At 64.3% G+C, this 26,770-nt stretch carries 22 protein-coding genes; 13 read left to right on the forward strand and 9 right to left on the reverse strand.

Annotated elements, in window-relative coordinates; genetic code table 11:
- Nucleotide 1: 1 nt before the first annotated feature.
- Nucleotides 2-1,237, forward strand: a complete 1,236-nt coding sequence (locus ACZ0BA_RS04020; RefSeq protein WP_463450045.1) for a TerD family protein — start codon at nt 2-4, stop codon at nt 1,235-1,237.
- Nucleotides 1,238-1,241: 4 nt separating this feature from the next.
- On the opposite strand, the gene ACZ0BA_RS04025 is transcribed toward ACZ0BA_RS04020, so the two are convergent.
- The 4 genes from ACZ0BA_RS04025 to ACZ0BA_RS04040 all read right to left on the reverse strand — a co-directional run bounded on the left by ACZ0BA_RS04025 (nt 1,242) and on the right by ACZ0BA_RS04040 (nt 5,870).
- On the reverse strand, nt 1,242-2,609 hold the full coding sequence (locus ACZ0BA_RS04025) for a chemotaxis protein CheW (RefSeq protein WP_463450046.1): 1,368 nt from the start codon (nt 2,607-2,609) through the stop codon (nt 1,242-1,244).
- A gap of 3 nt (nt 2,610-2,612) precedes the next feature.
- Nucleotides 2,613-4,700 (reverse strand): methyl-accepting chemotaxis protein, encoded by a 2,088-nt coding sequence (locus tag ACZ0BA_RS04030; protein WP_463450047.1) that lies wholly within the window; start codon nt 4,698-4,700, stop codon nt 2,613-2,615.
- 413 nt (nt 4,701-5,113) lie between these two features.
- Nucleotides 5,114-5,632 carry a hemerythrin domain-containing protein gene (locus ACZ0BA_RS04035; protein WP_463450048.1) on the reverse strand — a complete coding sequence of 173 codons (519 nt, stop codon included), beginning with the start codon at nt 5,630-5,632 and terminating at the stop codon, nt 5,114-5,116.
- Nucleotides 5,633-5,675: 43 nt separating this feature from the next.
- The gene (locus ACZ0BA_RS04040; protein WP_463450049.1) at nt 5,676-5,870 is read right to left on the reverse strand and encodes a hypothetical protein; all 195 of its coding nucleotides are present in this window, start codon (nt 5,868-5,870) and stop codon (nt 5,676-5,678) included.
- A gap of 239 nt (nt 5,871-6,109) precedes the next feature.
- On the opposite strand from ACZ0BA_RS04040, the gene ACZ0BA_RS04045 reads away from it, so the two are divergent.
- The 6 genes from ACZ0BA_RS04045 (at nt 6,110) to ACZ0BA_RS04070 (ending at nt 14,688) form a co-directional block, all read left to right on the forward strand.
- A complete protein-coding gene (locus ACZ0BA_RS04045) occupies nt 6,110-8,122 on the forward strand; it encodes a PAS domain-containing hybrid sensor histidine kinase/response regulator (RefSeq protein ID WP_463450050.1) in 2,013 nt (670 codons plus the stop codon).
- 131 nt (nt 8,123-8,253) lie between these two features.
- The gene (locus tag ACZ0BA_RS04050) at nt 8,254-11,226 is read left to right on the forward strand and encodes a glycoside hydrolase family 2 protein (protein WP_463450051.1); all 2,973 of its coding nucleotides are present in this window, start codon (nt 8,254-8,256) and stop codon (nt 11,224-11,226) included.
- 107 nt (nt 11,227-11,333) lie between these two features.
- Nucleotides 11,334-12,011, forward strand: coding sequence for a GntR family transcriptional regulator (locus tag ACZ0BA_RS04055; protein ID WP_463450052.1), 678 nt, complete (start codon nt 11,334-11,336; stop codon nt 12,009-12,011).
- Nucleotides 12,012-12,055: 44 nt separating this feature from the next.
- Nucleotides 12,056-12,709: a TetR/AcrR family transcriptional regulator gene (locus tag ACZ0BA_RS04060; protein ID WP_463450053.1), complete on the forward strand. Its 654-nt coding sequence runs from the start codon at nt 12,056-12,058 to the stop codon at nt 12,707-12,709.
- 110 nt (nt 12,710-12,819) lie between these two features.
- On the forward strand, nt 12,820-13,665 hold the full coding sequence (locus ACZ0BA_RS04065; RefSeq protein WP_463450054.1) for an oxidoreductase: 846 nt from the start codon (nt 12,820-12,822) through the stop codon (nt 13,663-13,665).
- Nucleotides 13,666-13,686: 21 nt separating this feature from the next.
- Nucleotides 13,687-14,688 (forward strand): NADP-dependent oxidoreductase, encoded by a 1,002-nt coding sequence (locus tag ACZ0BA_RS04070; protein WP_463450055.1) that lies wholly within the window; start codon nt 13,687-13,689, stop codon nt 14,686-14,688.
- Between the two features lie 7 nt (nt 14,689-14,695).
- Here ACZ0BA_RS04070 and ACZ0BA_RS04075 read toward each other — a convergent pair whose 3' ends face one another.
- From ACZ0BA_RS04075 to ACZ0BA_RS04085, 3 genes are read right to left on the reverse strand one after another with little or no spacing between them, the layout of a single operon-like run.
- Nucleotides 14,696-16,030 carry an MFS transporter gene (locus ACZ0BA_RS04075; protein WP_463450056.1) on the reverse strand — a complete coding sequence of 445 codons (1,335 nt, stop codon included), beginning with the start codon at nt 16,028-16,030 and terminating at the stop codon, nt 14,696-14,698.
- A 40-nt stretch (nt 16,031-16,070) separates the two neighbouring features.
- Nucleotides 16,071-16,727, reverse strand: coding sequence for a 4-carboxy-4-hydroxy-2-oxoadipate aldolase/oxaloacetate decarboxylase (locus ACZ0BA_RS04080; protein WP_463450057.1), 657 nt, complete (start codon nt 16,725-16,727; stop codon nt 16,071-16,073).
- Between the two features lie 24 nt (nt 16,728-16,751).
- Nucleotides 16,752-17,423 carry an RraA family protein gene (locus ACZ0BA_RS04085; protein ID WP_463450058.1) on the reverse strand — a complete coding sequence of 224 codons (672 nt, stop codon included), beginning with the start codon at nt 17,421-17,423 and terminating at the stop codon, nt 16,752-16,754.
- An 87-nt stretch (nt 17,424-17,510) separates the two neighbouring features.
- On the opposite strand from ACZ0BA_RS04085, the gene ACZ0BA_RS04090 reads away from it, so the two are divergent.
- Nucleotides 17,511-18,407 (forward strand): LysR family transcriptional regulator, encoded by an 897-nt coding sequence (locus ACZ0BA_RS04090; RefSeq protein ID WP_463450059.1) that lies wholly within the window; start codon nt 17,511-17,513, stop codon nt 18,405-18,407.
- On the opposite strand, the gene ACZ0BA_RS04095 is transcribed toward ACZ0BA_RS04090, so the two are convergent.
- Together ACZ0BA_RS04095 and ACZ0BA_RS04100 are read right to left on the reverse strand one after the other, a co-directional pair.
- Nucleotides 18,360-18,809, reverse strand: coding sequence for a Crp/Fnr family transcriptional regulator (locus tag ACZ0BA_RS04095; protein ID WP_463450060.1), 450 nt, complete (start codon nt 18,807-18,809; stop codon nt 18,360-18,362). The genes ACZ0BA_RS04090 and ACZ0BA_RS04095 overlap by 48 nt on opposite strands.
- A 98-nt stretch (nt 18,810-18,907) precedes the next feature.
- Nucleotides 18,908-19,624, reverse strand: coding sequence for a succinate dehydrogenase iron-sulfur subunit (locus ACZ0BA_RS04100; RefSeq protein ID WP_463450061.1), 717 nt, complete (start codon nt 19,622-19,624; stop codon nt 18,908-18,910).
- 231 nt (nt 19,625-19,855) lie between these two features.
- Between ACZ0BA_RS04100 and ACZ0BA_RS04105 the strand changes: the two genes are divergently transcribed.
- The 5 genes from ACZ0BA_RS04105 to ACZ0BA_RS04125 are packed head-to-tail and all read left to right on the forward strand — an operon-like array spanning nt 19,856 to nt 26,699.
- Nucleotides 19,856-21,082: an efflux RND transporter periplasmic adaptor subunit gene (locus ACZ0BA_RS04105; protein WP_463450062.1), complete on the forward strand. Its 1,227-nt coding sequence runs from the start codon at nt 19,856-19,858 to the stop codon at nt 21,080-21,082.
- A gap of 11 nt (nt 21,083-21,093) precedes the next feature.
- Nucleotides 21,094-24,426: an efflux RND transporter permease subunit gene (locus ACZ0BA_RS04110; protein WP_463450063.1), complete on the forward strand. Its 3,333-nt coding sequence runs from the start codon at nt 21,094-21,096 to the stop codon at nt 24,424-24,426.
- Complete coding sequence (locus tag ACZ0BA_RS04115; RefSeq protein WP_463450064.1) at nt 24,423-25,847, forward strand: efflux transporter outer membrane subunit; 1,425 nt, start codon at nt 24,423-24,425, stop codon at nt 25,845-25,847. Before ACZ0BA_RS04110 ends, ACZ0BA_RS04115 begins: the two co-directional genes overlap by 4 nt.
- A 51-nt stretch (nt 25,848-25,898) precedes the next feature.
- Nucleotides 25,899-26,204 carry a YciI family protein gene (locus tag ACZ0BA_RS04120; protein ID WP_463454703.1) on the forward strand — a complete coding sequence of 102 codons (306 nt, stop codon included), beginning with the start codon at nt 25,899-25,901 and terminating at the stop codon, nt 26,202-26,204.
- Nucleotides 26,205-26,246: 42 nt separating this feature from the next.
- On the forward strand, nt 26,247-26,699 hold the full coding sequence (locus ACZ0BA_RS04125) for a GNAT family N-acetyltransferase (RefSeq protein ID WP_463450065.1): 453 nt from the start codon (nt 26,247-26,249) through the stop codon (nt 26,697-26,699).
- The last annotated feature ends 71 nt before the right edge of the window (nt 26,700-26,770 follow it).

The following is a 26,770-nucleotide window of genomic DNA, read 5'->3' on the forward strand; positions in this document are numbered from 1 at the left end:
AATGAAACAATTCTCGCGCGGACAAAAGAGCAAACTCGACGACCTGGGCTGCGGCCAGTCGTTCAATGTCGATGTGGAACTGAAAATCGGCGGCACCAGCGCCGATGTATCCTGCTTCGGCCTCGACGCTGCGGAGCGGCTGTCGGACGACCGCTACATGGTGTTCTACAACCAGCTGGCCAGCCCCGGCGACGCGGTCAGGCTGACCATCGCCGGCGACCGTTCCAGCTTTGCCGTCAACCTGGCGGCGCTGCCGGCGTCGATTTCCAAACTGGTATTCACCGCCGCCATCGACAGCGGCGCCATGCGCTCGCTGAGCCAGGGCAGCGTGACGGTGGGCGGCGTGGCGCAGTTCCCGCTGGCCGGCGCCGACTTCCAGGATGAGAAGGCGGTGATACTGGCCGAGGTGTATCGCAAGGATGGGCTGTGGCGCTTTGGCGCCGTGGGGCAGGGCTTCAATGGCGGCCTGTCGGCGTTGTTGACGCACTTCGGCGGCAGCGAGAGCGCGTCGTCGTCGGCTTCGGCGCAGGCTTCGGCACCTTCAGCGGCGCCAGCCCCTGCCCCGGCGCCGCAGGCGAAGGTATCGCTGTCCAAGGTCACGCTGGAGAAGCGTGGCGACAAGATCTCGCTGGAGAAATCGGCGTCGCGCGGTTTCGGCCGTATCCACGTCAACCTGAACTGGAACCGTTCGGCGGCCGTCGCGCCGGCCGAGAAGGGCGGCTTCCTGTCCAAGCTGACCGGCGGCATGCGCGCGTCGAAGGGGCTGGATCTGGATCTGGCCTGCATGTTCGAGTTGAACGATGGTTCCAAGGGCGTGGTGCAGGCGCTGGGCGACAGCTTCGGCAACTTCAATGGCCGTCCTTATATTCAGTTGGCGGCCGACGATCGTACCGGCGCCAACGTCGATGGCGAGAACTTGACGATCAACGGCCAGCATTTCGACGAAATCAAGCGGGCGCTGATATTTGCGTTCATTTACGAGGGCGCGCCGAATTGGGCGGCGACCGATGGCGTGGTCACGATCAACGTACCGGACCAGCCGCCGATCGAGGTGCGCCTGGACCAGGGCGCCAGCCAGCGCATGTGCGCGATCGCGATGATCGAGAACGTCGGCGGCAAGCTGCAGGTGACCAAGCTGGTGGACTACATCGTGCCGGAAGGCGGCAAGAGCATGCACGAAGTCATGGACCGCAAGTACAACTTCGGCATGAAGTGGGTAGCCGGCAGCAAAGGTTGATCAGTTAACGCATGTTTGCCAGGTCGATGGTGCGGTAGCTGACCCGATCGCTGCCCTCGCCGGTGGTGATGAATTCCACCTGCCCGGCGCCGGCCAGCGCCATCCGGTATAGCCAGCCCGTATGCGGTGGTATCAGCAGCAACACATGCCGCACCACATATCCCGCGTGCCCGGTGGGCCCCTTCACCACGATGATGCGTGCGGTCGGCTTGGCCGACAGCGGCTCGGGCGACGTGCGCAAGTCCACTAGCCGCACCGCCTGTCCGCGCCACGCGATATTGGCCGACAAACGCTCCGATCCGTCCATGTGCTCGGCGCGCAGCGGCAAGATCTCTTCCATCGTGTCGATCGCCGCCGCAAACGGTTGTTCCGTCTGAAACACGATGTAGGCGCTGGTGTTAGCCCGCTGCGCTTCTCGCTTGTCCTGCGCCGGCGCGGCGCTTCTGCTGATGCTGGCCTCCGGCGTCATCGCAAACAGCAATCCCGTATCGATGATCTGGATGGCCCCCGTGCCTTCCTCGAAAATGGTGGCCGCTATGCCGCCGTCCACCACGCCCGCGCCGGCGGCCGACAACGGCCGCAGTTCGATCGCTTCGCTCACCAGCAAGCCGAGGGTCAGTCCGTCGCGCTGCACGATCGCCAACAGCCCGGTTTGTGCGGCGTCAGCCTGGCCGAGCAGGGCGCCGACGTTGACGACGGGGATGGTGCGGTCGCGCCACTTGCAATAGCGATTGCTGCCGGCCGTGCCGACCGCGAGCAGTTCGGGCAGCGGGATGACCTCGGCCAGCTCGGCCGCCGGCAGCGCGACCTTCGCATCACCCACCGCCAGCAGCGCGCTCAACACCTTCCGATCTTCCTGCTGCGTTTGTGGAGCCGATGGCGCGCCGACGGCGCCGCCGTCTTTGGATTCATGCCAGGCCGACGCCAGGGCAATCAACCGGCCGACATCGAGGATGCTGAGCACCAGTCCCATATCCGCCGACTTGACGACGGTGTGGAACACTTCCTCGCTGTCGTCGTCGTGATGGACTCGCGAAAGTGTCTGCCCATCGACGTCGGTCAGGCCACGGATGCTGTCGACCTTCAGGCCGATGGTACGCCGGCCGTCGCTGAGCATCATGACGCGCTCGGCAACTTCCACGTCCGGCTGCGGCGCCCCCAGTTCCACCCAGCGCGCCAGGTCGACCACGGGCACCAGCCGCCCGACGTGCTCGGCCACGCCGCACAGCGCGCCCTGCCGCCGTGGCAGTGCGGTCAGCGCGCCCTTGGCGGGAATGGCGTGCAGCACAGCGTCGATGGCGACGCCGATGTTGATCCCTCCGACCGCAGCCACCGCCAGGCGCACTGCCGGGGTCGATTCGATAGCCGTCATGCCTTAGCGCTCCGTGGCCATGCTTTCCAGCTCCGTCAGCAGCGACGAGGCGTCCTGCGTCGCGGACGCCTGTGCCGACGTCGATGCGTGGATCTGGTCGATCGACGCGCTGGTTTTGGCCACCGATTCGACAATGCGCTCGAAGGCCGCCTCGACGTCGCCAGACAACCGCGTGCCTTCGCCGACGCGGTTGACGGTCTCGTTGATCAGCTTGGCGATTTCGCGGGTGGCCACTGCCGATTTTTCCGCCAGCTTGCGCACCTCGTTGGCGACCACGGAGAAGCCGTAGCCGTGCTCGCCGGCGCGGGCGGCCTCGATCGCCGCGTTAAACGCCAGCAGGTGGGTTTGGCCGGCGATGTCGCTGATGGTGTCGATAATTTCATGCACCGCGCCCGACGATTGCTGAATGGCGACAATCGCGTCCTTGGAACGCGCCAGCAGCTTGCTGCCGTCGGCCGCCTCGGACTGGGTCTGGCCTGCCAGCCCGGCGCTGTGCTGGGAACCCTGCGCGATGCCGGCGATCGACAAGGTCAGCTCGCCCAGCACGCTGGAAATGGCCCTGACCTTTTGCGTGACCACTTCTTCCCGCTTGACCTGCTCGGTCACGTCCATGGCGAACTTGACCACCTTGTAGGCTTTGCCGTTGATGTCGAGAATCGGGTTGTAGGTGGCCACGATCCAGATCTCGGCCCCGTGCTTGCCGACCCGCTTGAAGCGGCCCGACTGGAACTCGCCCTGGCCAAGGTTGGCCCAGAAATTCCGGTATTCGGCGCTTTTGACCAGATCGCCGTCGCAGAACATGCTGTGGTGCTGGCCCACCACTTCGCCTTCGACGTAGCCCATCGTGCGCAGGAAGTTGTCGTTGACCGCGGTGATGTTGCCGCGCATGTCAAATTCGATGACCGCTTGCGAGCGGCCCAGCGCGTCGAGCTTGCCCTTGGTCTCGGCGCTGAGCATTTTCTGCGTGGTGATGTCGGTGGCGAACTTGACCACTTTCACCGGTTTGCCTTCGGCGTCGAAGATCGGGTTGTAGGAGGCCAATATCCATACCTCCTTGCCCGATTTGGTGACGCGCTGGTACTCGCCGGCGTTGAATTCGCCGCGTCCGAGGCGCTCCCAGAACGCCACATACTCGGGCGAATGGGAGAAGGCGGGGTCGCAGAACATGCGGTGGTGCTGGCCGCGCACCTCGTCGAGCGTATAACCCATGACGCCGAGGAAGTTGTCGTTGGCCGAGAGTACTTTGCCGTGCAGGTCGAACTCGATGACGGCCTGGACACGGTCGACCGCCTGGTTTCTGCCTTCAAAATTGGCGTTGCGCATTTTCTCGGCCGTGATATCGGTGGCGAACTTAACCACCTTGAACGGCTTGCCGTCGGCGCCGAAGATCGGGTTGTAGGTCGCCTGGATCCAGATCGCATTGCCTTGCTTGCCGAAGCGCTTGAACTCGCCGGCGTGGAACTCGCCCTGGGCCAATTGTGACCAGAAGCTGCGGTACTCGTGCGAGCGCGCGTAAGCGGCTTCGCAGAAGATCGCATGGTGCTTGCCGACCACTTCGTCGCGCTCGTAACCCATGGTCTTGAGGAAGTTATCGTTGGCGTGCAGGATGCGACCGGTCAGGTCGAACTCGATCTCCGCCTGCGCGCGGTCGAGGGCGATCATCTTGCCTTCGAAGTCGGCGTTGCGCAGCGTCTGCTCGGTGATGTCGGTGGCGAACTTGATGACCTTGAACGGCTTGCCGTCGGGACCGATGACGGGATTGTACGAGGCCTGCAACCACACCGGCTGGCCGCTTTTGTGCAGGCGCATGTATTCGCCGCTGCTGGGATGGCCCGCCGCCAGTTCCAGCCACAAGTCGCGGTATGTGTCGGACGCTGCGAACTCGGGTGTACAAAACATGCGATGGTGCTTGCCGACGACCTCGCCAAGCGTGTAGCCCATGGCATTAAGGAAATTTTCGTTGGCGTGGGTGACAACGCCGTGCAGATCGAACTCGATCAACGCCTGACTGCGGTTAATGGCGTCCAGCACCGACATGGCGATACTTAAACGTGAATCGCAAGTACCGATTTCTTCAATAGAACTTTGCATAATTGCCTAACCTGTCAAAACTGAACCGTGGAGTAGTTGCGGATGGCATCTCGCTGGCGATTGCCCTTGTGGCGTGCGTCCGTTGGTTATCTCCAGAGCGCATGGCCTATCACCTAAGTGTAGCCTTGAAGAAACTCTACGGCGAGCGAAAGCAAGCAGACTGCAGACTGAAGATGCAATCCCGTTGCTATCCAGCGTCAATTTCTCGTTCTGCAAAACAATCACGTTGCAAGCGAGAGACAAATCAAAAATTGATGAGTTCGCTTCACCGGGACAGGTTCAAAAAGGTAGGGGAGCTGGGAGATCGAGGAAGGGATATCGATGCGCTAATGCTGACATAAGCATCAGGCGTCGCGTGGGGGTGACAGCGGTCGATGCCGCCACACCGCCGCACGCGTTTGCTACAGTTTTACTTAGTGCGGCAACGAAGGAAGCGGCAGTTCCACTTCTTCCTTGCGGGCGGCGATGGCTTCGCCCAGCGCGGCCATATCCAGTTTGGCTTTGCGCGCCTTCGGGAACATTTCTCTCTCTTCTTCCTCGACGTGATGCTCGATTTGTTCCGACAGCACCTTGACCTTGGCGTCGTACAGATCGTCGCCAGGTTCCATCGCCAGGATTTGCGCGATCAGGTCTTTAGCGGAAGCATGTTCGACGGTCGCCTCGTCGACCAGGTCCTCGGTATCGCCGTTGGCTTCGCGCACGGCAGGGTAGAAGATTTCTTCCTCTGCGGTGGCATGCTTGGTCAGTTCCAGGCAGATCTGCGTGGCGAGCTTTTTCTTGCTGGCGGTCGAACGATCGCTCAGGTTCTCGTATTTTTCAAACAGTTCCTTGACGGTCTTGTGATCCTGCGTCAGCAGTTCGATCGCGTCGATGGAATCGGTGCCTTGCGGCGCGCGCGTCGCCTTGCTCTTTGCGGTGGTAGGGGTAGTCATATTGGTTGCCTCGTATCGGTAAGTGAGCTGTAGGTATCTGGAATTACTTGGATTTCGATCCGGTCGATGCCTTGCCGGCCGGTTTCGCCGATGATCCGGTCGACGATGCCTTGCTGCCGGCGCCGGCCGATTGGCTGTTGCCTTTCCCGCTGCTGCTGTTGCCAGCGTTCTTGGCGGTGCCGGTTTCTTCCACTTTGCTGTTGCCGCCGTTTTTGCCGCCTTGGGTTGGTTTGCTCATCATCGTCTCCTGGGTTGGACCGCATGGGGTTAGCTAATGTGTTTGGATAACATTTAGCGTTGGAAAAGCTTTGCTGTGAAGCCATAGTAGACGCGTGCTCATCAATCCGATGTAGGACCATTTCCTGTGTCCGTGTAGGTCGCGTTACCCAACAGTTGAGTGCCCGAATGCTACAATTAGACACTTTCCTGTACCCAATAAAGCGTACGGTCAACGCTGCATTCTTCAAAGAAATCCGCATGACGCCTGAGACTTCCCTTATCGTGCAAGCGTTGCCGTTTGCTATCCTCGTGCTCGACACCAGTCCGGATTTCGTTATCCTCCACGCCTCCGACGAATACCTCGCCGCCACCCTGACCAGCCGTGCCGATCTGATCGGCCGGCCATTGTTTGAGGCGTTTCCCGGCGATACCCCGCAAGCCGAAGGGCCGGTGCGGTTGCGCGCCTCGCTTGATTCGGTGGTGCGCACCGGACGCACGCACGCGATGGAAGTGCAGCGCTACGACGTGCCGGACCGGAATGGCGACGGCTTTGTCGTCAAGTCTTGGCTGCCGACCAACATTCCGGTGCACTGCGATGACGGCGGGGTACGCTATATCCTGCACCGTGTCTACGACCTGACGGCCATCCTGGCGAGCGAGGAGGGGCCGGCCGTGAGCAGCCAGCCGGCGCTGTTGACACGTTCGTTGCAGGACTTGCGGCAGTTGGCCGAACTGATGCGCGAAGGCGAGGGCCGCCGCCGCATGGCCGAGGCGCGCGCCACCGAGGCGGGAGAACGCCTGGAGCTGGCTGTCGCGGCCGGTGAACTGGGCACGTTCTACTGCCCCATGCCGCTCGCTAAAATCTACTGGAACGACAAGTGCAACGAGCATTTCTTCCTGCCCGAAGACGCCGACATCGATTTCGATTTGTTCTACAGCCTGATCCATCCCGACGATCGCGAGCACACGCGCGCCGCCGTCGACGCCAGCGTCGCCAACAGGACCGGTTACGACGTCGAGTACCGCGTGCTCGCGCCCGACGGACGCCAGCGCTGGCTGCGCGCCAAGGGCCGCGCCTACTACGACCGCGACGGCGCGCCGACCCGCTTCGACGGCATCACCATCGACATCAGCGACACCAAGCGCATCCAGGCCGAGCTGGCGCGCAGCAACCAGCAGAAGGACGAGTTCCTCGCCATGCTGGCGCACGAGCTGCGCAATCCGCTGGCGCCGATCACCGCCGCCGCCGATTTGCTGGCGATCGCGCCGCCCGAGCCGGCGCGCATCGCCCGCATGAGCGAGGTGTTGTCGCGCCAGGCGCGGCATATGTCGGCCATGCTGGACGATCTGCTCGACGTCTCGCGCGTCACGCGCGGCATGGTGGAGCTGGGCAAAACCGTGGTCGATTGCAAGCAGGTGGTCGCCGCCGCGATGGAACAGGTCAGCCCGCTGATCGAAACGCGCGGTCACAAGGTGAGCACGCAGATCACCTATGAGCAGGCGCAGGTGATCGGCGACGAAAAGCGGCTGGTGCAGGTGCTGGCCAACTTGCTCAACAACGCTGCCAAATACACCCCGGTCCGGGGCGCGATCGAATTGGCGCTGCGTGTCGACGACGGCGAAGTGGTTGTGGCGGTGGCCGACAACGGCGCCGGCATCGCCGCCGACCTGCTGCCGCACGTGTTTGAGTTGTTCGTCCAGGGGGCGCGCACGCCGGACCGGGCGCAGGGCGGGCTGGGATTGGGCCTGCCGCTCGTCAAAAGCCTGGTCGAGCTGCACGGCGGGCGTGTGACCGCAAGTAGCGGCGGCACCGGCGCCGGCAGCGTGTTCGAAGTTCGGCTGCCGCGCCATCAGGTGGTCGATGCGGACAACGGCGCCGCCGGCGGGCTGGCCCCGCACACGGAGCAGGCGTTGCGCATCGTCGTGGTCGACGACAACGCCGATGCCGCGTGGACGCTGGCCACCTGCCTGCGCGCGGTCGGCCATAGCGTCGAGGAGATGACCAGCCCGCGCGCGGCGCTGGCCATCCCGGCGGAGCGGGTGCCGGACGTGTTCCTGCTCGATATCGGCATGCCGGACATCGATGGCCACGAACTGGCGCGTCGCCTGCGCGAACAGGCCCACACGGCCGGGGCGCGGCTGATCGCGGTCACCGGCTACGGCAATGTCGAAGAAAAGGCCGGCGGCAAAGGCCACTTCGACCGCTATCTGGTCAAACCGGTCAATTTCGGCAAGCTGATGGAGTTGCTGGACGACGTGATGGCCACGTAAGCCGGTGGTGCCGACGGCGCTTTGCTCAGCTTGTTGATCAATGCGTCAGGAGGGCTTTTCTGTTCGCACTAAAATGCTAATATTTTAGTGCGGGCGGCGTGGTGTCGGCCCTATCCCCATCGAAAGCGCATATGACCCGTCGACGTTTCCCGGCCACGACCCTGCCGGCGTTCTTGATCACCTGCTGCATCGCGTTGCCGTTCCCGGCGCAGGCCGAGCGCCTGACCTACAACTTCAATTCCGACTGGCGTCTCGCCGTCGCCGATCCGGCCGACGCCGCGCAAGCCGGCTTCGACGACCAGGCGTGGAAGCGCGTCACCTTGCCGCGTGCCTGGAACGAGGACGACGCCTTTGCCAAGGATATCGTCGACCAGTCGACCGGCGTGGCCTGGTACCGCAAGCGTTTCACCTTGCCGGCGTCGGTGCGCGGACAAAAGGTGTTCCTCGAATTCGAGGGCGCGCGCCAGGCCGCCGAGGTGACCGTCAACGGCAAGCGCATGGGGTTGCACGAGAACGGCATCAACGCCTTCGGCTTCGACATCACCGCCGCGCTGGTCGACGGCGAGAACACGGTGGCCGTGCGCACGGATAACAGCTGGGACTACCGCGAGAAGGCCACCGGCCAGCGCTATCAATGGTCGGACAAGAACTTCAACGCCAACTACGGCGGCCTGTCGAAGAACGTGCGCCTGCATGTGACGGACAAGCTGTATCAGACCTTGCCGCTATATTCGAGCCTGGGCACCACCGGCGTCTACGTGTACGCCAGCGACTTCGATATTCCCGCACGCCGGGCGACGGTGATGGCCGAATCGCAGGTGCGCAACGAATACGACCGGCCGCGCACCTTCACCTACGAGGTGCGCATACGCGACCGGGAAGGGCGACAGGTGGCCGCTTTCAGTTCGCCGGCGCAGACGCTGGCGCCGGGTGCGACGACGGTCGTCAAGGCCAGCGCGCCGGTTAAGGATCTGCACTTCTGGAGCTGGGGCTACGGCTATCTGTATGACGTGCAGACCATCCTCAAGGTCGACGGCAAGCCGGTCGACGAGCTGACGACGCGCACCGGTTTCCGCAAGACCGGCTTCGCCGACGGCATGGTCAAGCTGAACGACCGGGTGCTGCAGATGAAGGGATACGCACAGCGCACCTCCAACGAGTGGCCGGCGGTCGGCATGTCGGTGCCCGCCTGGCTAAGCGATTACAGCAACGGCCTGGCGCTGGCCAGCAACGCCAACCTGATACGCTGGATGCATATCACGCCGTGGAAGCAGGATGTCGAATCGCTCGACCGGCTTGGATTGATGCAGGCCATGCCGGCGGGAGATTCGGAGGCCGACGTGACCGGCCGGCGCTGGGAGCAGCGCATTGAAGTGATGCGCGACGCGATCGTCTACAACCGCAATAGCCCGAGCATCATCTTCTACGAGAGCGGCAACCGTGGCGTGAGCGAGGCGCACATGCTGGAGATGAAGGCGCTGCGCGACCAGTTCGACCCGCATGGCGGACGCGCCTCCGGCAGCCGCGAAATGCTGAGCGCGCGCGTGCAGCAGGTGGCCGAATATGGCGGCGAGATGCTGTACGTGAACAAGAGCGCGCGCATCCCGATGTGGGCCATGGAGTATTCCCGCGACGAGGGCGCGCGCAAGTTCTGGGACACTCTGACGCCGCCGTTTCACAAGGATGGCGACGGTCCGCTGCACAAGGGGCAGGACGCCAGCATCTACAACCGCAACCAGGACACCCACGCGATCGAGAACGTCAAGCGCTGGTACGACTACTGGCGCGAACGGCCCGGCACCGGCACGCGGGTGTCGTCGGGCGGCGTGAATATCATTTTCTCCGACAGTAACACCCACCATCGCGGCGCCGAAAACTACCGCCGCAGCGGCGAGGTCGATGCGATGCGCATACCGAAGGACGGCTTCTACGCGCACCAGGTCATGTGGGATGGCTGGGTCGATGTCGAGAAGCCGCGCGCCCACATCGTCGGTCATTGGAACTACCAGCTTGGCGCCAGCAAGGCGGTGACGGTGATTTCCAGCGCCGACAAGGTGGAGCTGCGCTTGAACGGCAAGCCGGTCGGGCAGGGCCGCCAGAGCGAGCGGTTCCTGTTCACCTTCGACGACGTGGCGTGGCAGCCGGGCGAATTGAAAGCGCTCGGCTTCGACGCCGCCGGCAAGCAGGTATGCGAAGCCGTGCTGGCGACGGCGGGCGCGCCGGCCGCGCTCAAGCTCACGCCTATCGTGTCGCCGTCCGGCTGGCAGGCCGACGGCGCCGATCTGGCGCTGGTGCAGGTGGAGGTGTTCGATGCGCAGGGACGCCGCAATCCGGTGGCGCTGGATACCGTCAGCTTCGATCTGCAAGGGCCGGCCGAATGGCGGGGCGGTATTGCGCAGGGGCCCAATAACCACGTGCTGGCCAAGACCTTGCCGGTCGAGGGTGGCGTCAACCGGGTGCTGATACGCAGCGCCACGCAGGCCGGCAAGGTCGTCGTGCGCGCCAGCGCGCCCGGTCTGGTGGGCGCCGAGCTGTCGCTCGCGTCGCTGCCGGCGGCATCGGTGAACGGCTTGTCGCAGCGTATGCCGGGAGCGGACTTGCCGCTGCATCTGGAGCGCGGGCCGACGCCCGCGACACCGTCGTACAAGGTGACGCGGGTGGCGGTGCAACCGGCATCGGCCGAAGCGGCCAGCAACGCGGCCGATGTGGCCAACTCCTACGACGATGACGAAACCACCAAGTGGGTCAGCAAGCCGGGCGAGGGGGCGCCAGCGATCACGTATCGATTGGCGCAGCCGGCCACGTTAAGCGAGGTCGCGCTCAAGCTGTCCGGCTGGCGCGAACGCAGCTACCCGATCAGGATCTCGGTCGATGGCGAGGAGGTCTTCTCCGGCATGACGCCGAAAAGCCTGGGCTACGTGACCCTGCCGCTCAAGCCGCGCCGTGGCAGCGTGGTCAAGGTGGAGCTGAACGGCGTGGCCGAGGAGGGCAACACCGTCAAGATGACCGAGGTGGCGAATCAGGCGATCGTCGACACCGGCGCCAACACCACGCCGAAAGGCGTGCTGTCCATCGTCGAAATCGAGTTTTACCGGGCGCCGTGACGCCGCTCGAGGGGCTGGATACCGATGCTGATATGTTAATATATGAGCCCTTATCACCCGCCAGTCCCCCCTCTATGGCTTTGCAATCGCTGCCAGGCGCTTTTTTGTTGGACCGCACGCGTAACGCCACCGCGCAAGTGTTTGAACATCTGCGCGAGAAGATCGTCACCAATGTGCTGGAGCCGGGCACCGTGCTCGCGCGGCAGCAACTGGCCGATTACTTCAAGCTGTCCATCACGCCGATCCGCGACGCGCTGCTGCGCCTCGAGGAGGAGCGGCTGGTGGATATCTATCCCCAGCACCTGACGCGTGTGAGCGCGATCGACCTGACCTCGGCCAGGCAGGCGCACGTGCTGCGGCTGTCGGTGGAGCTGGAAACGGCGCACCAGTTGTGCGGGCGCCGGCCACCGACGCTGGACGGCGAACTGGCCGACCTGCTGGCGCGCCAGCGCCTGGCCCTTCAGCGCGGCGATCTGGAAAGCTTCGCCCGCGCCGACCTCGAATTCCACCAGACCTTGTACATGGCCGCCGACGTTGCCGACCTGTGGCATCTGGTGCGGCGCCTGAGCGGCAACCTGGATCGGCTGCGCCGCCTGCATCTGCCCCTCAACAGCAAGGCGCAGCGGATCCTGGACGACCATGGACAGATCGCCGGCGCCATCGCCGCCGGCGACTCGGAGCTGGCCCGCAACGAGGTGCGCCGCCATTTGTCCGGCACGCTGTCGGAGCTCGATGCGCTGCGCGAGAAGTATCCCGACTTCGTCTTGCCGCCCGCCCAAGCATAATCATCACAATAACGCCGGCTTGGCGCGTTGTCGGAAAATGGTATATGATGATCGTCATGCCGAATAAGTCCATACCCTCAGCCAAAGCCAAGGCCAAGGCCCCACAAACGCGCGCGACCCAGGCCCGCAAGGAAGTGACGCACGAGCGCATCGTGGGAGTGGCGTCGCGGGTGATACGCCGCAGTGGCTATGACGGCACCGGCGTGGCGGACATCATGAAGGAAGCCGGTCTGACGCACGGCGGCTTCTACGCGCACTTCGACTCGCGCGAAGCGTTGCTGGCCGAAGCGGCGGACCGCGCCCGCGCCGAGGCGCTGGGGTGGACGGCCCAGGTCTTCGAGGCCGCGCCGCAGGGACACGGCGTGCAGGCGCTAACGCAGGCGTATCTGTCGGACGAACATTTGAACGGCGTCGAACAGGGTTGCGCGGTTTCCGCGCTGGGCTCGGAGATGCATCGCCAGGCGCCGGAGGTGCGGCACGTGGCCACCCGCCACATCCGGCAGTTGATCGATATGGTGGCGGGCCAGATGGCGAAAGACGGCGCCGCAGGCGATGGTCGCAGCGCCCACGACGAGGCGATGGTGAGGATCAGCGCGATGGTCGGCACGGTGGTGCTGGCGCGGGCGGTGGACGATCCGGCGCTGGCGACATCGCTGCGGGACGCGGCGCTCAAGTATTTTTCACCGGTGGGCGACTGATATCGTCCGCCAGGCAGCGGCCATGACGGCCGTTTTTTTTAAAGAATAATATGACGATCGTCATATTTTGTACCGGCCGCCAGCAATGGCCACGCAATGAGGGAATCACCATGAACGACAAGATTGCAATCGTTACCGGCGCATCGTCGGGAATCGGCGAGGCGACGGCCGAGTTGCTGGCCCAAGCCGGTTATAAAGTCTATGGCACCAGCCGCAAGGGGACGTCGGCAGCGAAGCGCGGGTTCGAGATGCTGGCGCTGGACGTCACCAGCGATGCATCGGTGGCGGCGCTGGTGGCCGAGGTGATGAGCCGTCACGGGCGCATCGACCTGCTGGTCAACAACGCCGGTTTCGGCGTGGCGCCGGCGGCCGCGCAGGAAAGCAGCATGGAACAGGCGCAGGCCATTTTCGATACCAACTTCTTCGGCCTGGTGCGCATGACGCGCGCGGTGCTGCCGCACATGCGCCGCCAGCGCGAGGGACGCATCCTCAACATCAGTTCCGTGCTCGGGTTGGTGGCGATACCGTATGCGGCGCTGTATTGCGCCACCAAGCATGCGGTCGAAGCCTATTCGGAGTCGCTGGACCAGGAGCTGCGCACCCAGGGAGTGCGCGTGTCGCTGATCGAGCCGGCGTATGTGAATACGCCGTTCGACGCCAACCAGTTGCAGGCCGACGCCCAACTGCCCGAGTACCGCGCACTGCGCGCCTCGCTGGCGGACTTCGTGAAGCAAGCGATGGCGAAGGCCGACCGCCCGGAGCTGGTGGCCGAGACGGTGCTGAAGGCGGCGCGCGACGCGCGTCCGAAAGTGCGCTACACGGCGGGTGCGGTGGCCGCGCGCCTGCGGGCGCTGCGACGGTTCGCACCGGCCGCGCTGGTGGAGGCGGCGATACGCAAGGATATGAAGCTCGATGCGCAGCCGGCGGTGGCCCCTGTCGCCGCCGTGCTGGAATAAAAACGATCATCGGAGAGAGACATGAAGGCATTCATTATTGACCGTTACGGCAAGGCCGATGTGGTGCGCGCCGGCGAAATGCCCGAGCCGGAGCTGGGGGAGGACGACGTGCTGGTGCAGATCCACGCCGCCAGCGTCAACCCGCTGGACCTGAAAATCCGCGATGGCGAATTCAAACTGCTGCTGCCGTATCGCATGCCGCTCATCCTCGGCAACGACATGGCCGGCGTGGTGGTCCGGGTGGGCGCTGGCGTACGGCGCTTCAATGTCGGCGACGAAGTGTATGCGCGGCCCGACGACAACCGCATCGGCACGTTTGCCGAATACATCGCGATCAAGGAGGATGCGCTGGCGCTCAAGCCGAAGACGCTTTCGATGGAACAGGCGGCGGCGATGCCGCTGGTCGCCCTGACCGCGTGGCAGGCGCTGATCGAAAAAGGCCATTTGAAGAAGGGACAGAAGGTGTTGATACACGCCGGCACCGGCGGGGTGGGGACGGTCGCGATCCAGCTGGCCAAGCATGTGGGCGCCACGGTGGCGACGACCGCCAGCGCGGCCAACGCCGCCATGCTCAAACAGCTGGGCGCCGATATCGTCATCGACTACAAGAAGGATGATTTCTCGCTGCGGCTGCGCGACTACGATCTGGTGCTCGATTCGCAGGGCGGCGTGACGCAGAAAAAATCGCTGGGCGTAATCAAGCCGGGTGGGAAAGTCGTCGGCATCGCCGGGCCGCCTGACCCCGACTTCGCCAAGGCGCGCGGCGTGAACCCGCTGGTGGGGCTGGTGATGCGCATGCTCAGTTACGGCATCCGCAGCAAGGCCCGGGCGGCCGGCGTCAGCTATTCCTTCCTGTACATGCGCGCCAGCGGGGAGCAGCTGCGGCAGCTCGCGGAACTGATCGACGCCGGCGCCATCCGCCCGGTGATCGACCGCGTGTTCCCGTTCGCGCAGACCAGGGAAGCGTTGGCATACGTCGAAACAGGCAGGTCGAAGGGGAAGGTCGTCATCAAGGTACGATGACCCGGGATTACTGACGCAACTTCAACGGCTCCGAAATCGTCAGCACCACCAGGAAGGTGAGGCACGATATCGCGGCCATGAAGCCGAACACATAGTCCCAGCCCAGGCTATCGAGCAGCATGCCGACGATCCACGGGGTGGCGGCGCCGCCCAGTTGTCCGCCCATGTTCACCACCGCGTTCGCGGTGGGGAATTTCTCCTTTGAGACGAACGCCATCGGATACACCATGTAGGCGGAGTAGCCTATGCTCAGCAAGATCCCGGTCAGGAACAGCAGGAAGCCATAGGTGACCGGGTCTGCCGGCGCGTTGATCAAGGCGTACATCATGATGGCCGTCGACGCTGCGGAAATCAGCATGCCCGGTTTGCGGCGCTTGTCGAGTACACGGTCGGCGAACAGGCCGCCGAGGATGTTGCCGACCACCGCGCCGACCCAGGGCGCCGCCGCCACAAAGCCCATATTCATCACCGAGAAGTTCTTGACCGTCAGCAGATACGTCGGTATCCATGCCAGCAGCACGCTGGAAATACCCAACTGGCAGCAGTAGCCCAGCGCGCAGCCGATGATGTTCCACGATTTGAGCACGCCGCCGGTGGTGTCCAAGACCTTTTCGTCGCGCACGCGTATCAGTTTGTCGAGCCATGGAATCGGTTTCGACGCCGCGCCCTGGCTGCGGCTATTGCCGCCGACGCCATCGTCGGTGATGCACGCCAGTTCCGCGCTGTTGACGAAGCGGCTCTCCGATGGCTGGTTGGCGACCAAAAAATACCACAGCACCGACAGGAAAACGCCGGGGATGGCGAACAGGATGAACACCTCTTTCCATCCCCATGCGGCGATGATCGCGGCGCCGAGGATGGGCGTAATCACCGGACCGAATTTGACGGATGACAGGAAGATGCCGGTGGCCGTGCCTTTTTCACGCGCCGGGAACCAATTGTTGATGGTGGAGGTGACGCCGATCGGCAGTGGTCCTTCGGCCACGCCCAGCGCGAGGCGGCAGACTTTCAACGCCAGGAGGGAGCCGACCATGCCGGTCAGTCCGGTGGCGATCGACGTCAGTATCATCGAGATCGTGAACACCTTGCGGATACCGAACCGCGACAGTAGCCAGGCCGATGGCAGCTGCGCCAGTCCGTAGGCGATCAGGAACAGGCTGACCAGGCCACCGGCTTCGGTATTGGTCATCGCAAATTCCTTGCGCAGGAAAGGCAGGGCGACGCCAAGGTTGGCGCGGTCGGCGGCGGCGATCGTGTAGATGACGAAGAACAGCGCGGCGACGAACCAGCGGTATTTCGTTGGACGAACGGTGCCCTCCACCGTCATGGATTTGCTATGCATGATGTCTCCTGGTTTGTTGTGTTTTTATGGATCGCTGGGATTAGCGCAAATTCAGGCGCTGCAACGTCTCGGCAAGGTCCAGTAGATCGACGGTCGTGGCGCCGTTTCTGATCCGCTCGCGGTAGGCCGCTTCCTTTGCTTCGCGGGCGCGGCCCGCCGCGAGCACCGCGTCCGCGTCCTTGCGCGCCACGACCACCAGGCCGTCCTGGTCTCCGATGACGATGTCGCCCGGCTGGATTTCCACGTCGCCGATAACGACGGGGACGTTGATGCGGCCCGGCTGGTGCTTGCCGGTGCCCTTGATCGACAGGCCGCGCGCGAACACGGGGAAGCCGGCGGCGATGATGGCGGCGGCGTCGCGCACGGCGCCGTTGATCACCAGTCCCGCAAGGCCCATCTTCAAGGCCTGCTCGGTGAAGACGTCGCCCCAAACACCGGCTTCGAGGAATCCCTTGGCGTCGACCACCAGCACGTCGCCCGGCCTGGCCTTGAGCATGGCGTAGTGCAGCATCAGGTTGTCGGCGGGGCGGGCGTCGACCGTGAAAGCGGGGCCGGCGACGCGCATGGCGGCGTCGATGGGTTTCATGCCGCTGTCGAGCGCACCTTTGCCGCCCTGGGCTTCGTGCACGGTGGCGGCGCCGAGCTCGCGCAAGCCGCGCAGGGTATCGAGACTGATATCGGGACTGATCTGGCTCATGGTGGGTGTCTCCTTTTCGTTGGTTTATGTTTGGGGCTGGCGTTGCAGCGTGTGATAGCCGAAGCGGCGGCGCGCTTCGCAAAGCGGCATGCCGTCCAGCGCGGCGGCGACGATGCGTTGTTCGATCTGCTGCATCGATAGCGCGCGCCCGATTACTTCGCATGCGCGGGCGGCGGGGACGACGACAACCCCATCCTGGTCCGCCACCACCAGATCGCCGGCGACGACGCGGATGTCGCCCAGGGTGACGGCGCCGCCGACGGCGTCGACCTGCACGCGGTCTTTGCCGGTGCGCATGAAGCGGCCGGCCGCGTACAGCGGGTAGCCTGCTTGGTCGGCTTCGGCGGTGTCGCGGCATACGCCATTGACGACGGTGCCGGCGATGCCGCGCCTGGCAGCGATCTGGCTCATGATCCCGCCCCAGACGGTGCAGTCGGTCCGGCCGCCGTTATCGAGCACGGCGACCGCGCCGGCCGGCATGTCGTCGAGGTAGTCGCCCACGGTTCCGGGGACGCTGGTGTCGACCGGCGCGAAGCGCACGGTGAAGGCGATGCCGACGATGTGCTTGGGACCGGCGATGGCGTGGATGCCAGGTGCGCTGCCAGACAATTTGAAGAAATCGAGCGCGTCGGATATTTCGGCGGTCGTCAGGCCGCGCGCCTGCGCCAGCAGTTCGGCGGTGATTGGATGGTTCATTTTTGTCTCCTTGTTGACCATGCAAGGAGTTTTATATAAAGTGATTTAGATATCAAACATCGATTATTGAGTATAGGATCAATAAAAATGAACATAAAGACGATGCGGTACTTCTGCGAAGTGGTGGAGGCGGGTAGTGCGGCCAATGCCGCCGAACGCCTGTTTGTCGCGCCGACCGCCATCAGCATGCAGCTGGCGCAGTTGGAGTCGCAGCTGGGTGGAGAGTTGTTCGACCGCTCGCGGCGGCCGATGGCCCTGACGGACCTTGGGAAGTTCTTCTACCCGCGCGCAAAGGAGCTGCTGCAGCAGATGTCGCGGCTCGATAGCGAGGCGCGCGGCATCGCCAGCGGCAGCGGCGGCTGGCTATCGATCGGATTCACGCGTTCGGCGACTTTCTCGCTGCTGCCCCGAGTGATACGGCGGTTTCGCGCGGCGTATCCGCAGGTGCAGCTCGACCTGGTGGAGGCGCTGTCCGAATACCAACCGGCGCAATTGCGGCAAAACCGAATCGATGTAGGATTGTCGCGTTTCATCGGCGACTTCGAGGCGCCGGACGATCTGACGCACGCGGTCAAGCTGGATGATCCGCTGGTGGCGGCGCTACCGGTCCATCATCCGCTGGCGCGACGCAAATCGCTGACGGCAGCGGCGCTGGCCGAGGTGCCGTTCATCCTGTACCCGAAAGATCCGCTCAGCCCCTTCGGGCAGCAGATCGTGGCGATATTGAAGGCTGCCGGCGGCGCCGAGCCGAAGGTCGCATATGGCGCGGTGGAGATCTACACCGCACTGGCGCTGGTGAGCGCGGGGCTGGGCGCGACCCTGGTGGGGCGTTCGATCGCCGACAACAAGCGCAACGACGTTGCCTTCATCCCGGTGCGCGATATCCATTCCAGCACCACGGTGGTGGCGGTCACGCGCAACGGCGAAAGCAGTAAATTAGTCGCCGCCTTCCTGGACATCGTCCGCCAGAGCGAAAGCCCGTAAACGGTCCGGCTCAATGCTGTCTTCTATGAAGAAATGGCGATGGCCCGCAGGGCATCGGCGTCGAGTAACTCGATGCGGCGTCTGGACTTCCAGCAGGCCGGCCGCGCGGAACTGCGTCAGTTGACGGCTCACGCCTTCCAGCGCGAGACCCAGGTGGGATGCGATGTCGTCGCGCGACATGCGCAGTTCGAACGCCGCCGCCGGCGGCTCCGGCGCCTCGTGGCCGGTCGCCAGGTCCATCAAAAAAGCGGCCAGCCGCTGCGGCGCCTTGGCGTTGCCGAGCAATAGCATATTCTTCTGCTGGCGCGCCAGCTCGGTGCCGAACAGCGCGTGAAAGCGCAGCAGCAGGTCGCTGCGCTGTTGTATCAGGCTGGTGAGCATCGCGTACGAGATCGCGCACACCGTGCTGTCGCACAGCGCGACGGCGTCGCAGCAGTAGGTGTGCGAAGTCTGAAGTCAAAAAAATTGATCTGCGTCAATTCCTCCCGCTTCGCGCACGACTAAATCATGCGCCGCACCAGCAGATCGCGGATGTTGCTGATCGCAGCCGCCGGATTGAGTCCCTTCGGACAAACGTCGGTGCAATTCATGATGGTGCGGCAGCGGAACAGCCGGTATGCGTCGCTCAGATCGTCGATCCGTTCCGACGGAATGCTGTCGCGCGTGTCGGCGATGAAGCGGTAGGCCTGCAGCAGTCCGGCCGGGCCGACGAAACGGTCCGGATTCCACCAGAACGTGGGACAGGCGGTGCTGCAGCAGGCGCACAGGATGCATTCGTACAGGCCGTTTAGTTTGTCGCGGTCTTCGGGCGATTGCAGGCGCTCGCGCTCGGGCGGCGGGTCGTCGTTGACCAGATAGGGCTTGATCGAGTTGTACTGCATCCAGAACTCGCTCAGATCGACGATCAGGTCGCGCACCACCGGCACGCCCGGCAGCGGTCGCAATATGATCGGTTGGCGCGTCTCCGAGATTGGCGCCACGCAAGCCAGGCCGTTCTTGCCGTTGATGTTCATCGCATCCGAGCCGCACACGCCTTCGCGACACGAGCGGCGAAACGACAGGCTGTCGTCGACGTCGCTTTTGATGTGCATCAGCAGGTCGAGCACCATCGTACCCTTGTAGCCAGCCTCCACGGTGTAATCCTGCATGCGGGGCGGCTCTCCGCTGTCGGGGTCGTAGCGGTAGATTTTCAGGTGCACGGGGCCGTTTTGTGGCATGTCTTTTCTCCTGTCTCGATGTGATGATTCTGTCACGGGACATCGGCTGCGGCGTAGGAGTGGCACTTGGGGCCGGGTAGGACACGAAACCAGACGATATTCAGCGTTTTCCGAGCGCTGTAGTCCTTTTTACTCAAAGTTGATGACAGGCCATTAATTTTTTGTCAGAATTCAACTCTTAATTTAGTATCAACCAGCAACTCACCGCTTGTCATCCTTTTGGAGTCGACGATGGAAACTCTGGCCGTACTGTCACGCTCGCGTTGGGCGAAAACCTCCCTCATGTGCGGCCTCGTGCTCACCCTGGCGGCCTGCGGCAAGGGCGATGACGGCGGCCAGCACGGCGGTGGTCCGCCGCCGGTGTCGGTGGCGCCGGTGGTCCAGCGCGAGGTGCAGGAGTTCGACGAATTCACGGCCAGGCTGGAAGCGCCGGACACGGTCGACATCCGTTCGCGCGTGGCCGGCATGCTGACCAAGGTGCATTTCCGCGAGGGGCAGGTGGTCAAGAAGGGCGAGCGCCTGTTCACCATCGACCCGCGCCCGTTCGCCGCCGAGGCGGCGCGGCTGGAGGCGCAGCTGCTGGCCGCGAAAACCCAGGGTGAATTGAACAGGACCGAACTGGCGCGCGCCGAACGACTGGTGTCGGTGCGCGGCGTGAGCCAGCAGGAAATCGATCAGCTGCGCGCGGCGCTGGCGAGCGCCCAGGCCAACGTCAAGGCAGCCGAGGCGGCGCTGGTGCAGGCCAGGCTCAATCTGGAGTTCACCAACATCACCGCGCCCGTCACCGGCCGCACCTCGCGCGCCAATATCACCGAGGGTAACCTGGTGAGCGTCGGCGATCCGGTGCTGACGACGGTGGTGTCGAGCGACCGGGTGTACGCCTACTTCGACGCCAGCGAGGCGATCTACCTTAAATATATGCGCTCGTCGCGCGAAGGCTCGCGCGGCTCGTCGCGCGACACGCCCAACAGCGTGCGCCTCGGCCTGGCCAACGAGGAGGGCTTCCCGCACGAGGGTAAGATGGACTTCGTCGACAACCGCCTCAATCCGGCCACCGCGTCGATGCGCGGGCGGGCCGTGTTCGACAACAAGGATGGCTTGTACACGCCCGGACTGTTCGCGCGCCTTCAGCTGGTCGGCAGCGGCAAGTACTCGGCGACGATGGTGGTGGACCGCGCCATCAGCACCGACCAGACGCGCAAGGTGGTGCTTGTCGTCGGCAAGAACAACATCGTCGATCAGCGCGAGGTCAAGACCGGCGCGCTGATCGGCGGCATGCGCGCCGTCACCGGCGTCAAAGCCGGCGAACTGGTGATCGTCGACGGCCTGTTGCGCGCCATGCCCGGCGCGCCGGTCACGCCGCAGCAGCTCAAGGTCGATGACAAGGGCATGCCGATTCCGGCGCCGCCGCCTGGCGCTCCCGGGGCTCCGGCCGCTCCCGCCGCTGCCAAGAGCTAAGGGGCGCACGCATGGATATCTCACGGTTTTTCATTGATCGTCCGCGCTTCGCCACTGTTCTTTCACTGTTCATTTTCCTGGTCGGCGTGCTGGCCATTTTCCAGCTGCCGATTTCGGAGTATCCGGAAGTGGCGCCGCCGCAAATCGTCGTGCGCGCGCAGTTCCCGGGCGCTAATCCGCGCGTGATCTCGGAGACCGTGGCCGCGCCGCTGGAGGAGCAGATCAACGGCCTGGAAAACATGCTGTACTTCGAAAGCCGCGCCACCGCCGACGGCAGCATGGCGCTGACCGTGACGTTCAAGATCGGCACGGTGCCGGAGCAGGCCGAGACGGCGGTGCAGAACCGCATCAACCGCGCCTTGCCACGGCTGCCGGAGATCGTCCGCACCATCGGCGTGACGACCGAGAAGCAGTCGCCCAACCTGACCATGGTGGTGCACATGGTCAGTCCCGACAACAGCCACGACGCGCTCTATCTGCGCAACTACGCCAACCTGAACGTGCGCGACGACCTGCTGCGCATATCGGGTATGGGGTCGGTGCTGCAGTTCGGCGCCGGCGACTACGCGATGCGCGTGTGGCTCAATCCCCAGCAACTGGCGGCGCGCGGCATGACCGCCGGCGACGTCGTTTCGGCCATCCGCGAGCAGAATGCGCAGGTGGCCGCCGGCGTGGTCGGCTCGCCGCCGGCGCCGGACGACACGGATTTCCAGTTGCAGGTGAACGCGCAGGGCCGTTTGATCACCGAAGAGGATTTTTCCAACATCATCGTGCGCAGCGATCCGGCCAACGGCGCCGTGGTGCGCATCAAGGATGTCGGCCGGGTCGAGATGAGCGCCAGCACCTACTCGCTGCGTAGTCTGCTGAACAACAAGGAGGCTGCGGCGATCGCCATCTTCCAGGCGCCCGGATCGAACGCGCTGCAGCTGTCGGACGACGTGCGGGCCACGATGGCGCGGCTGAAGGAGAACTTCCCCAAGGGTGTCGACTACAGCATCGTCTACGATCCGACGCGCTTCGTGCAGACGTCGATCGAAAAAGTGGTGCACACGCTGATCGAGGCGGTGCTGCTGGTGGTGCTGGTGGTGATCATCTTCCTGCAGACGTGGCGCGCCTCGGTGATTCCGCTGCTGGCGGTGCCGGTGTCGATCGTCGGTACCTTCGCCGTGCTGCTGTTGCTGGGATATTCGATCAACACGCTGACGCTATTCGGGCTGGTGCTGGCGATCGGTATCGTCGTCGATGACGCCATCGTGGTGGTGGAAAACGTCGAGCGCAATATCGCCGACGGCCTGACGCCGCACGACGCCACCGTCAAGGCGATGAACGAGGTCAGTGGACCGATCATCGCCATCGCGCTGGTGCTGTGCGCGGTGTTCATTCCGCTGACCTTCGTGCCCGGCCTGTCCGGCCAGTTCTACAAGCAGTTCGCCGCCACCATCGCCATTTCGACGGTGATCTCGGCATTCAACTCGCTGACATTGTCGCCGGCGTTGGCGGCATTGCTCCTGCGGCCGCACGACGCGCCCAAGGACCGGCTCTCGCGCGGCATGGACAAGTTGTTCGGCCGCTTCTTCCACTGGTTTAACTGCATGTTCCAGCGCCGCAGCGCGGCCTACAGCCGCGGCGTGACCGGCCTGCTGGGGCGCAAGTCGCTGGCGCTGGCGGTGTACGGCGTGCTGCTGCTGCTCACAGGCCTGCTGTTCACACGTATTCCGAGCGGCTTCGTACCGGCGCCGGACAAGCAGTATCTGATCGGCGTGGCGCAGCTGCCGGCCGGCTCCTCGCTGGCGCGCACCGAGAAGGTGATCCGCGACATGAGCGACATCGCGCTCAAGGTGCCCGGCATCACCGATTCGATCGCCTTCCCGGGCTTGTCGATCGCCGGCTTCTCGGCCTCGCCGAACGAGGGCATCGTCTTCTTCGGCCTGGCGCCGTTCGACAAGCGCACTTCCGGCGACCTGTCCAAGGATGCGATTCTCGGCAAGGTCAATGGCGCGATCCAGCAGATCCAGGGCGCGCGCATGTTCGTAGTCCCGCCGCCGGCCGTCGACGGCCTGGGTAACGCCGGCGGCTTCAAGGTGCAGGTACAGGATCGCGGCAGCCAGGGAGAGCAGGCGCTGTACGGCGCTGTCTGGGGCGTGCTCGGTCAGATCTACGGCAATCGGAAGTCCAGCATCGGCACGCCGTATTCGACCTACGACATCAACGTGCCGCAGCTGTTCGCGGACGTCGACCGCACCAAGGCCAAGCAGATGGGCGTGCCTCTGCAGGATATCTACGACACCTTGCAGATCAATCTGGGCTCGTTGTACGTGAACGATTTCACGCGCTTCGGCAAAACCTATCAGGTGGTGGTGCAGGCCGACGCGCCGTTCCGCTCGCGCGCCGACAGCATCACGCGGCTGGAGACGCGCAATTCGGCGGGGCAGATGGTGCCGCTCGGTTCCGTCATGCAGGTCAATCCGACTTTCGGTCCGACGCGTGTGACGCGCTATAACGGCTTCCCGTCGGCAGACATCAACGGCGCGGCCAACCCTGGCTTCTCCAGCGGGCAGTCGGAAGCCGAGATAGAGCGCCTGGTCAAGACCCTGCCGCGCGGGATGTCGTACGAGTGGACCGACCTCGCTTACCAGGACCGGTTGACGCGCTCCGTGACCTTGCCGGGGCTGGACATCAAGATCCCGACGTTGGGCGCGGTGCTGTTCCTGTCGGTGGTGCTGGTGGTGCTGGTGCTGACGGCGCAGTATGAGAGCTGGAGTCTGCCGCTGGCCATCATCATGATCGTGCCGATGTGTATTTTGTCGGCGCTGTTCGGCGTGTGGCTGTCGCACTTTCCGCCGTTTGGCCAGGCGGGGGACTTGAATCTGTTCACACAGGTCGCGCTGGTGGTGCTGGTCGGCCTGGCGTGCAAGAACGCGATTCTGATCGTGGAATTCGCCAAGGAGCTGGAAGAGCAGGGCAAGCCGATGATGGACGCGGTGATCGAGGCCTGCCATCTGCGTCTGCGGCCGATTTTGATGACGTCGATCGCGTTCTGCGCCGGCGTGGTGCCGCTGATCCTGGGCAGCGGCGCGGGCAGCGAGATGCGCCGCGCGATGGGGATCGCGGTTTTCTCCGGCATGGTCGGCGTGACCCTGTTCGGCATCTTCCTGACGCCGGTGTTCTACGCGCTGCTGCGCAAGGGCACCGAGAAACGGCGCGCCCACGCCGAAGAACTGCGGCGTGAAATCGACGCCGCCGCGCATCCGTTCCATGCCGGTGTCGACGACGCCGGCCCGGCCGGTGCTCCGGGTGCACACAAAGCGCCATCCGCCCACGCGCCACGCAAGGAGGACTTATGATCACGTCGCGCCGCATGGCATCCCTGCGTCCGGCCGCAATGGCTGTCGTGGTCGCGGTGGCGCTGTCCGCCTGTTCGAGCGCGCCGGCGGTCAAGCGTTTCGAGCCGGTGCTGGGCGAGGGCTTCGCCAACGCGCCGGCCAACGCCAGGGCGGAGGCGCCGGTCAGCCAGTTCTGGCGGGGCTTCAACGATCCGCTACTTGATAGTCTGGTGGAGAGGGCGCTGTCGGCCAATACCGATGTGCGCTCGGCCGCCGCCAGCCTGCGCGAGGCGCGCGCGCTGAACCGCTTCGCCGACGCCAACCTGCTGCCCAGTATCGGCGTGAACGCGGGTGCCGCGCGCATACGGGGGCCGAACGACCTCGGTGTCGTCAGCACCAACAATAACTACTCCGCCGGTCTGGATGTGAGCTGGGAGGCTGACCTGTTCGGCCGCCTGGGCGACGCCCGTCGGGCGGCCGAGGCCAATGTGCTGGCCGGCGCGGCAGGCGTGCGCGCCGCGCAGGTAAGCGTGGCGGCCGAGGTGGCGCGCAATTACTTCGACCTGCGCGGCTTGCAGGAGCAGCTGCGGGTCGCCGTCTCGTCGCTCGAGACGCAGAACGAGGCGCTCAAGCTGGTCGATGCGCGGCTCGACGTCGGCCGTGGCACGGCGCTCGACAGCGAACGCGCGCGGGCGCTGGTCAAGTCGACGGCCGCCAACATACCGGCGCTGGAATCGGCGCTGATACGCACCCGCTACCGCATCGCGGTGCTGTGCGGGCAGCAGCCGACGGCGCTGGACGCCGAACTGGAACCGGTCAAGCCGTTGCCGGGATTGCAGGCGGTCGAGTTGTCGGCGATCGGATCGCCGGCCGAGCTGCTGCGGCGGCGTCCCGATATTCAATTGGCGGAGGCGCAGGCCAGTGCGGCGGCGGCGCAGGTGGGCGTGGCGCGCAGCGCGCTGTTCCCGCAGATCGTGCTGGGCGGGACGCTGGGACAGAATGCGCAGCATCTGAGCGAATTGACCAAGGGGCCGGCCTATGTCTACAATCTCGGTGCGCAGTTGACGTGGAACTTGCTGGACTTCGGGCGTATCCGCGCGCAAATCGCGGCCGCCGACGCGCGCAACGACGGCGCGATGATCGCCTACGAGCGTGCGGTTCTCACGGCGCTGGAGGAGACCGAGGGGGCGCTGGCGTCTTATACACGCAGCCAGCGGCAGGCGGCGTTGTTGTATGAGGCGGCGCAGTCGTCGGAGCAGGCGGCGCTGATCGCGCGCGAGCGGTTCGCGGTTGGCTCGACCGACTTCCTGACGGTGCTCGACGCCGAGCGCGAGCTGCTGACGGCGCGCGACAGGCTGGCGCAGTCGCAGGCCGGCGCGGCGACCACGCTGGTGGCGGTGTACAAGGCGCTGGCGGGCGGATGGGAAGTGCCAAGCCAATAGAGTGGAGGCGTGATCGTGACGAAATTTCTTATCTCTTTTCCCGCGAGCGCGATGCAGGTTACGGATGAGGACATGGCCGCCGTGTCGGAGGCCTCGCGAGCGGTGATCAGGGAGGCCAAGGCCGCCGGGGTGTATGTCTTCGGCGGCGGGATCAATAGCGAGGTCGGTCCGTCGATGGTGGCAGCCGATGGGGAATGTACGAACCAGACTTACCGGGAGACCAAAGAATTCGATGGCGGCTTTTGTGTACTCGAGTTGCCGTCCAGGGCAGCCGCCGTCGATTGGGCCGCAAAGCTTGCTTCAGCTTGCCGTTGCGCCCAGGAACTTCGCGAGTTTTACTATGACGCCGAGAGCTGAATGCGCACATCTCATGGCGGTCCTAGCCGCGCCAGGAAAATCGTGAGTCCTTCACCGTCGTTTATTCGCCGGGCGCTGCCTGATGACCGTATCGTTATCGCATCGCTGATGCGGCAGCTCGGTTATGACGCCACGCCATCGCAGATTCTCGACAGGCTTGATCGGGTTCGCGACAGTTCCAGTGATGTGGTGCTCGTTGCGACAATGGATGACGTTGTTGTGGGCTGCATTAGTCTCCATCTCCTTCCTCTGTTTCATACCGCAGGATACCTTGGGCGAATTACAAGCCTCGTCATCGACGAACACTATAGACGCCAGCACGTGGGAAGTGCGCTGATCAGCGCTGCCAGCGATTGGTTTGTATCGTCTGGCTGTACGAAGATAGAAGTAACTAGCTCCGACCATCGCTCAGGCGCCCACCGGTTTTACGAGTCGCATGGTTTTTCGAGGGACGGCCAAAGGTTCGCGATGGCCGTGGGTGAAAAATCGGGTTGAGAAGCTTCGGCGATGGTCAACGACCCGTCTGGTAATCCGGCGATCCATCCCCATCTGCCTCATCTCCCGAC

It is taken from the genome of Duganella sp. AC917, from assembly GCF_979258245.1.

Coding starts and splice junctions, on each gene's coding strand:
- ACZ0BA_RS04105 (WP_463450062.1), top strand. CDS start 19,856: ATGGAAACTCTGGCCGTACTGTCACGCTCGCGTTGGGCGAAAACCTCC.
- ACZ0BA_RS04085 (WP_463450058.1), bottom strand. CDS start 17,423: ATGAACCATCCAATCACCGCCGAACTGCTGGCGCAGGCGCGCGGCCTG.
- ACZ0BA_RS04115 (WP_463450064.1), top strand. CDS start 24,423: ATGATCACGTCGCGCCGCATGGCATCCCTGCGTCCGGCCGCAATGGCT.
- ACZ0BA_RS04120 (WP_463454703.1), top strand. CDS start 25,899: ATGCAGGTTACGGATGAGGACATGGCCGCCGTGTCGGAGGCCTCGCGA.
- ACZ0BA_RS04065 (WP_463450054.1), top strand. CDS start 12,820: ATGAACGACAAGATTGCAATCGTTACCGGCGCATCGTCGGGAATCGGC.
- ACZ0BA_RS04020 (WP_463450045.1), top strand. CDS start 2: ATGAAACAATTCTCGCGCGGACAAAAGAGCAAACTCGACGACCTGGGC.
- ACZ0BA_RS04030 (WP_463450047.1), bottom strand. CDS start 4,700: ATGCAAAGTTCTATTGAAGAAATCGGTACTTGCGATTCACGTTTAAGT.
- ACZ0BA_RS04070 (WP_463450055.1), top strand. CDS start 13,687: ATGAAGGCATTCATTATTGACCGTTACGGCAAGGCCGATGTGGTGCGC.
- ACZ0BA_RS04025 (WP_463450046.1), bottom strand. CDS start 2,609: ATGACGGCTATCGAATCGACCCCGGCAGTGCGCCTGGCGGTGGCTGCG.
- ACZ0BA_RS04075 (WP_463450056.1), bottom strand. CDS start 16,030: ATGCATAGCAAATCCATGACGGTGGAGGGCACCGTTCGTCCAACGAAA.
- ACZ0BA_RS04060 (WP_463450053.1), top strand. CDS start 12,056: ATGATGATCGTCATGCCGAATAAGTCCATACCCTCAGCCAAAGCCAAG.
- ACZ0BA_RS04110 (WP_463450063.1), top strand. CDS start 21,094: ATGGATATCTCACGGTTTTTCATTGATCGTCCGCGCTTCGCCACTGTT.
- ACZ0BA_RS04050 (WP_463450051.1), top strand. CDS start 8,254: ATGACCCGTCGACGTTTCCCGGCCACGACCCTGCCGGCGTTCTTGATC.
- ACZ0BA_RS04090 (WP_463450059.1), top strand. CDS start 17,511: ATGAACATAAAGACGATGCGGTACTTCTGCGAAGTGGTGGAGGCGGGT.
- ACZ0BA_RS04100 (WP_463450061.1), bottom strand. CDS start 19,624: ATGCCACAAAACGGCCCCGTGCACCTGAAAATCTACCGCTACGACCCC.
- ACZ0BA_RS04045 (WP_463450050.1), top strand. CDS start 6,110: ATGACGCCTGAGACTTCCCTTATCGTGCAAGCGTTGCCGTTTGCTATC.
- ACZ0BA_RS04035 (WP_463450048.1), bottom strand. CDS start 5,632: ATGACTACCCCTACCACCGCAAAGAGCAAGGCGACGCGCGCGCCGCAA.
- ACZ0BA_RS04080 (WP_463450057.1), bottom strand. CDS start 16,727: ATGAGCCAGATCAGTCCCGATATCAGTCTCGATACCCTGCGCGGCTTG.
- ACZ0BA_RS04040 (WP_463450049.1), bottom strand. CDS start 5,870: ATGAGCAAACCAACCCAAGGCGGCAAAAACGGCGGCAACAGCAAAGTG.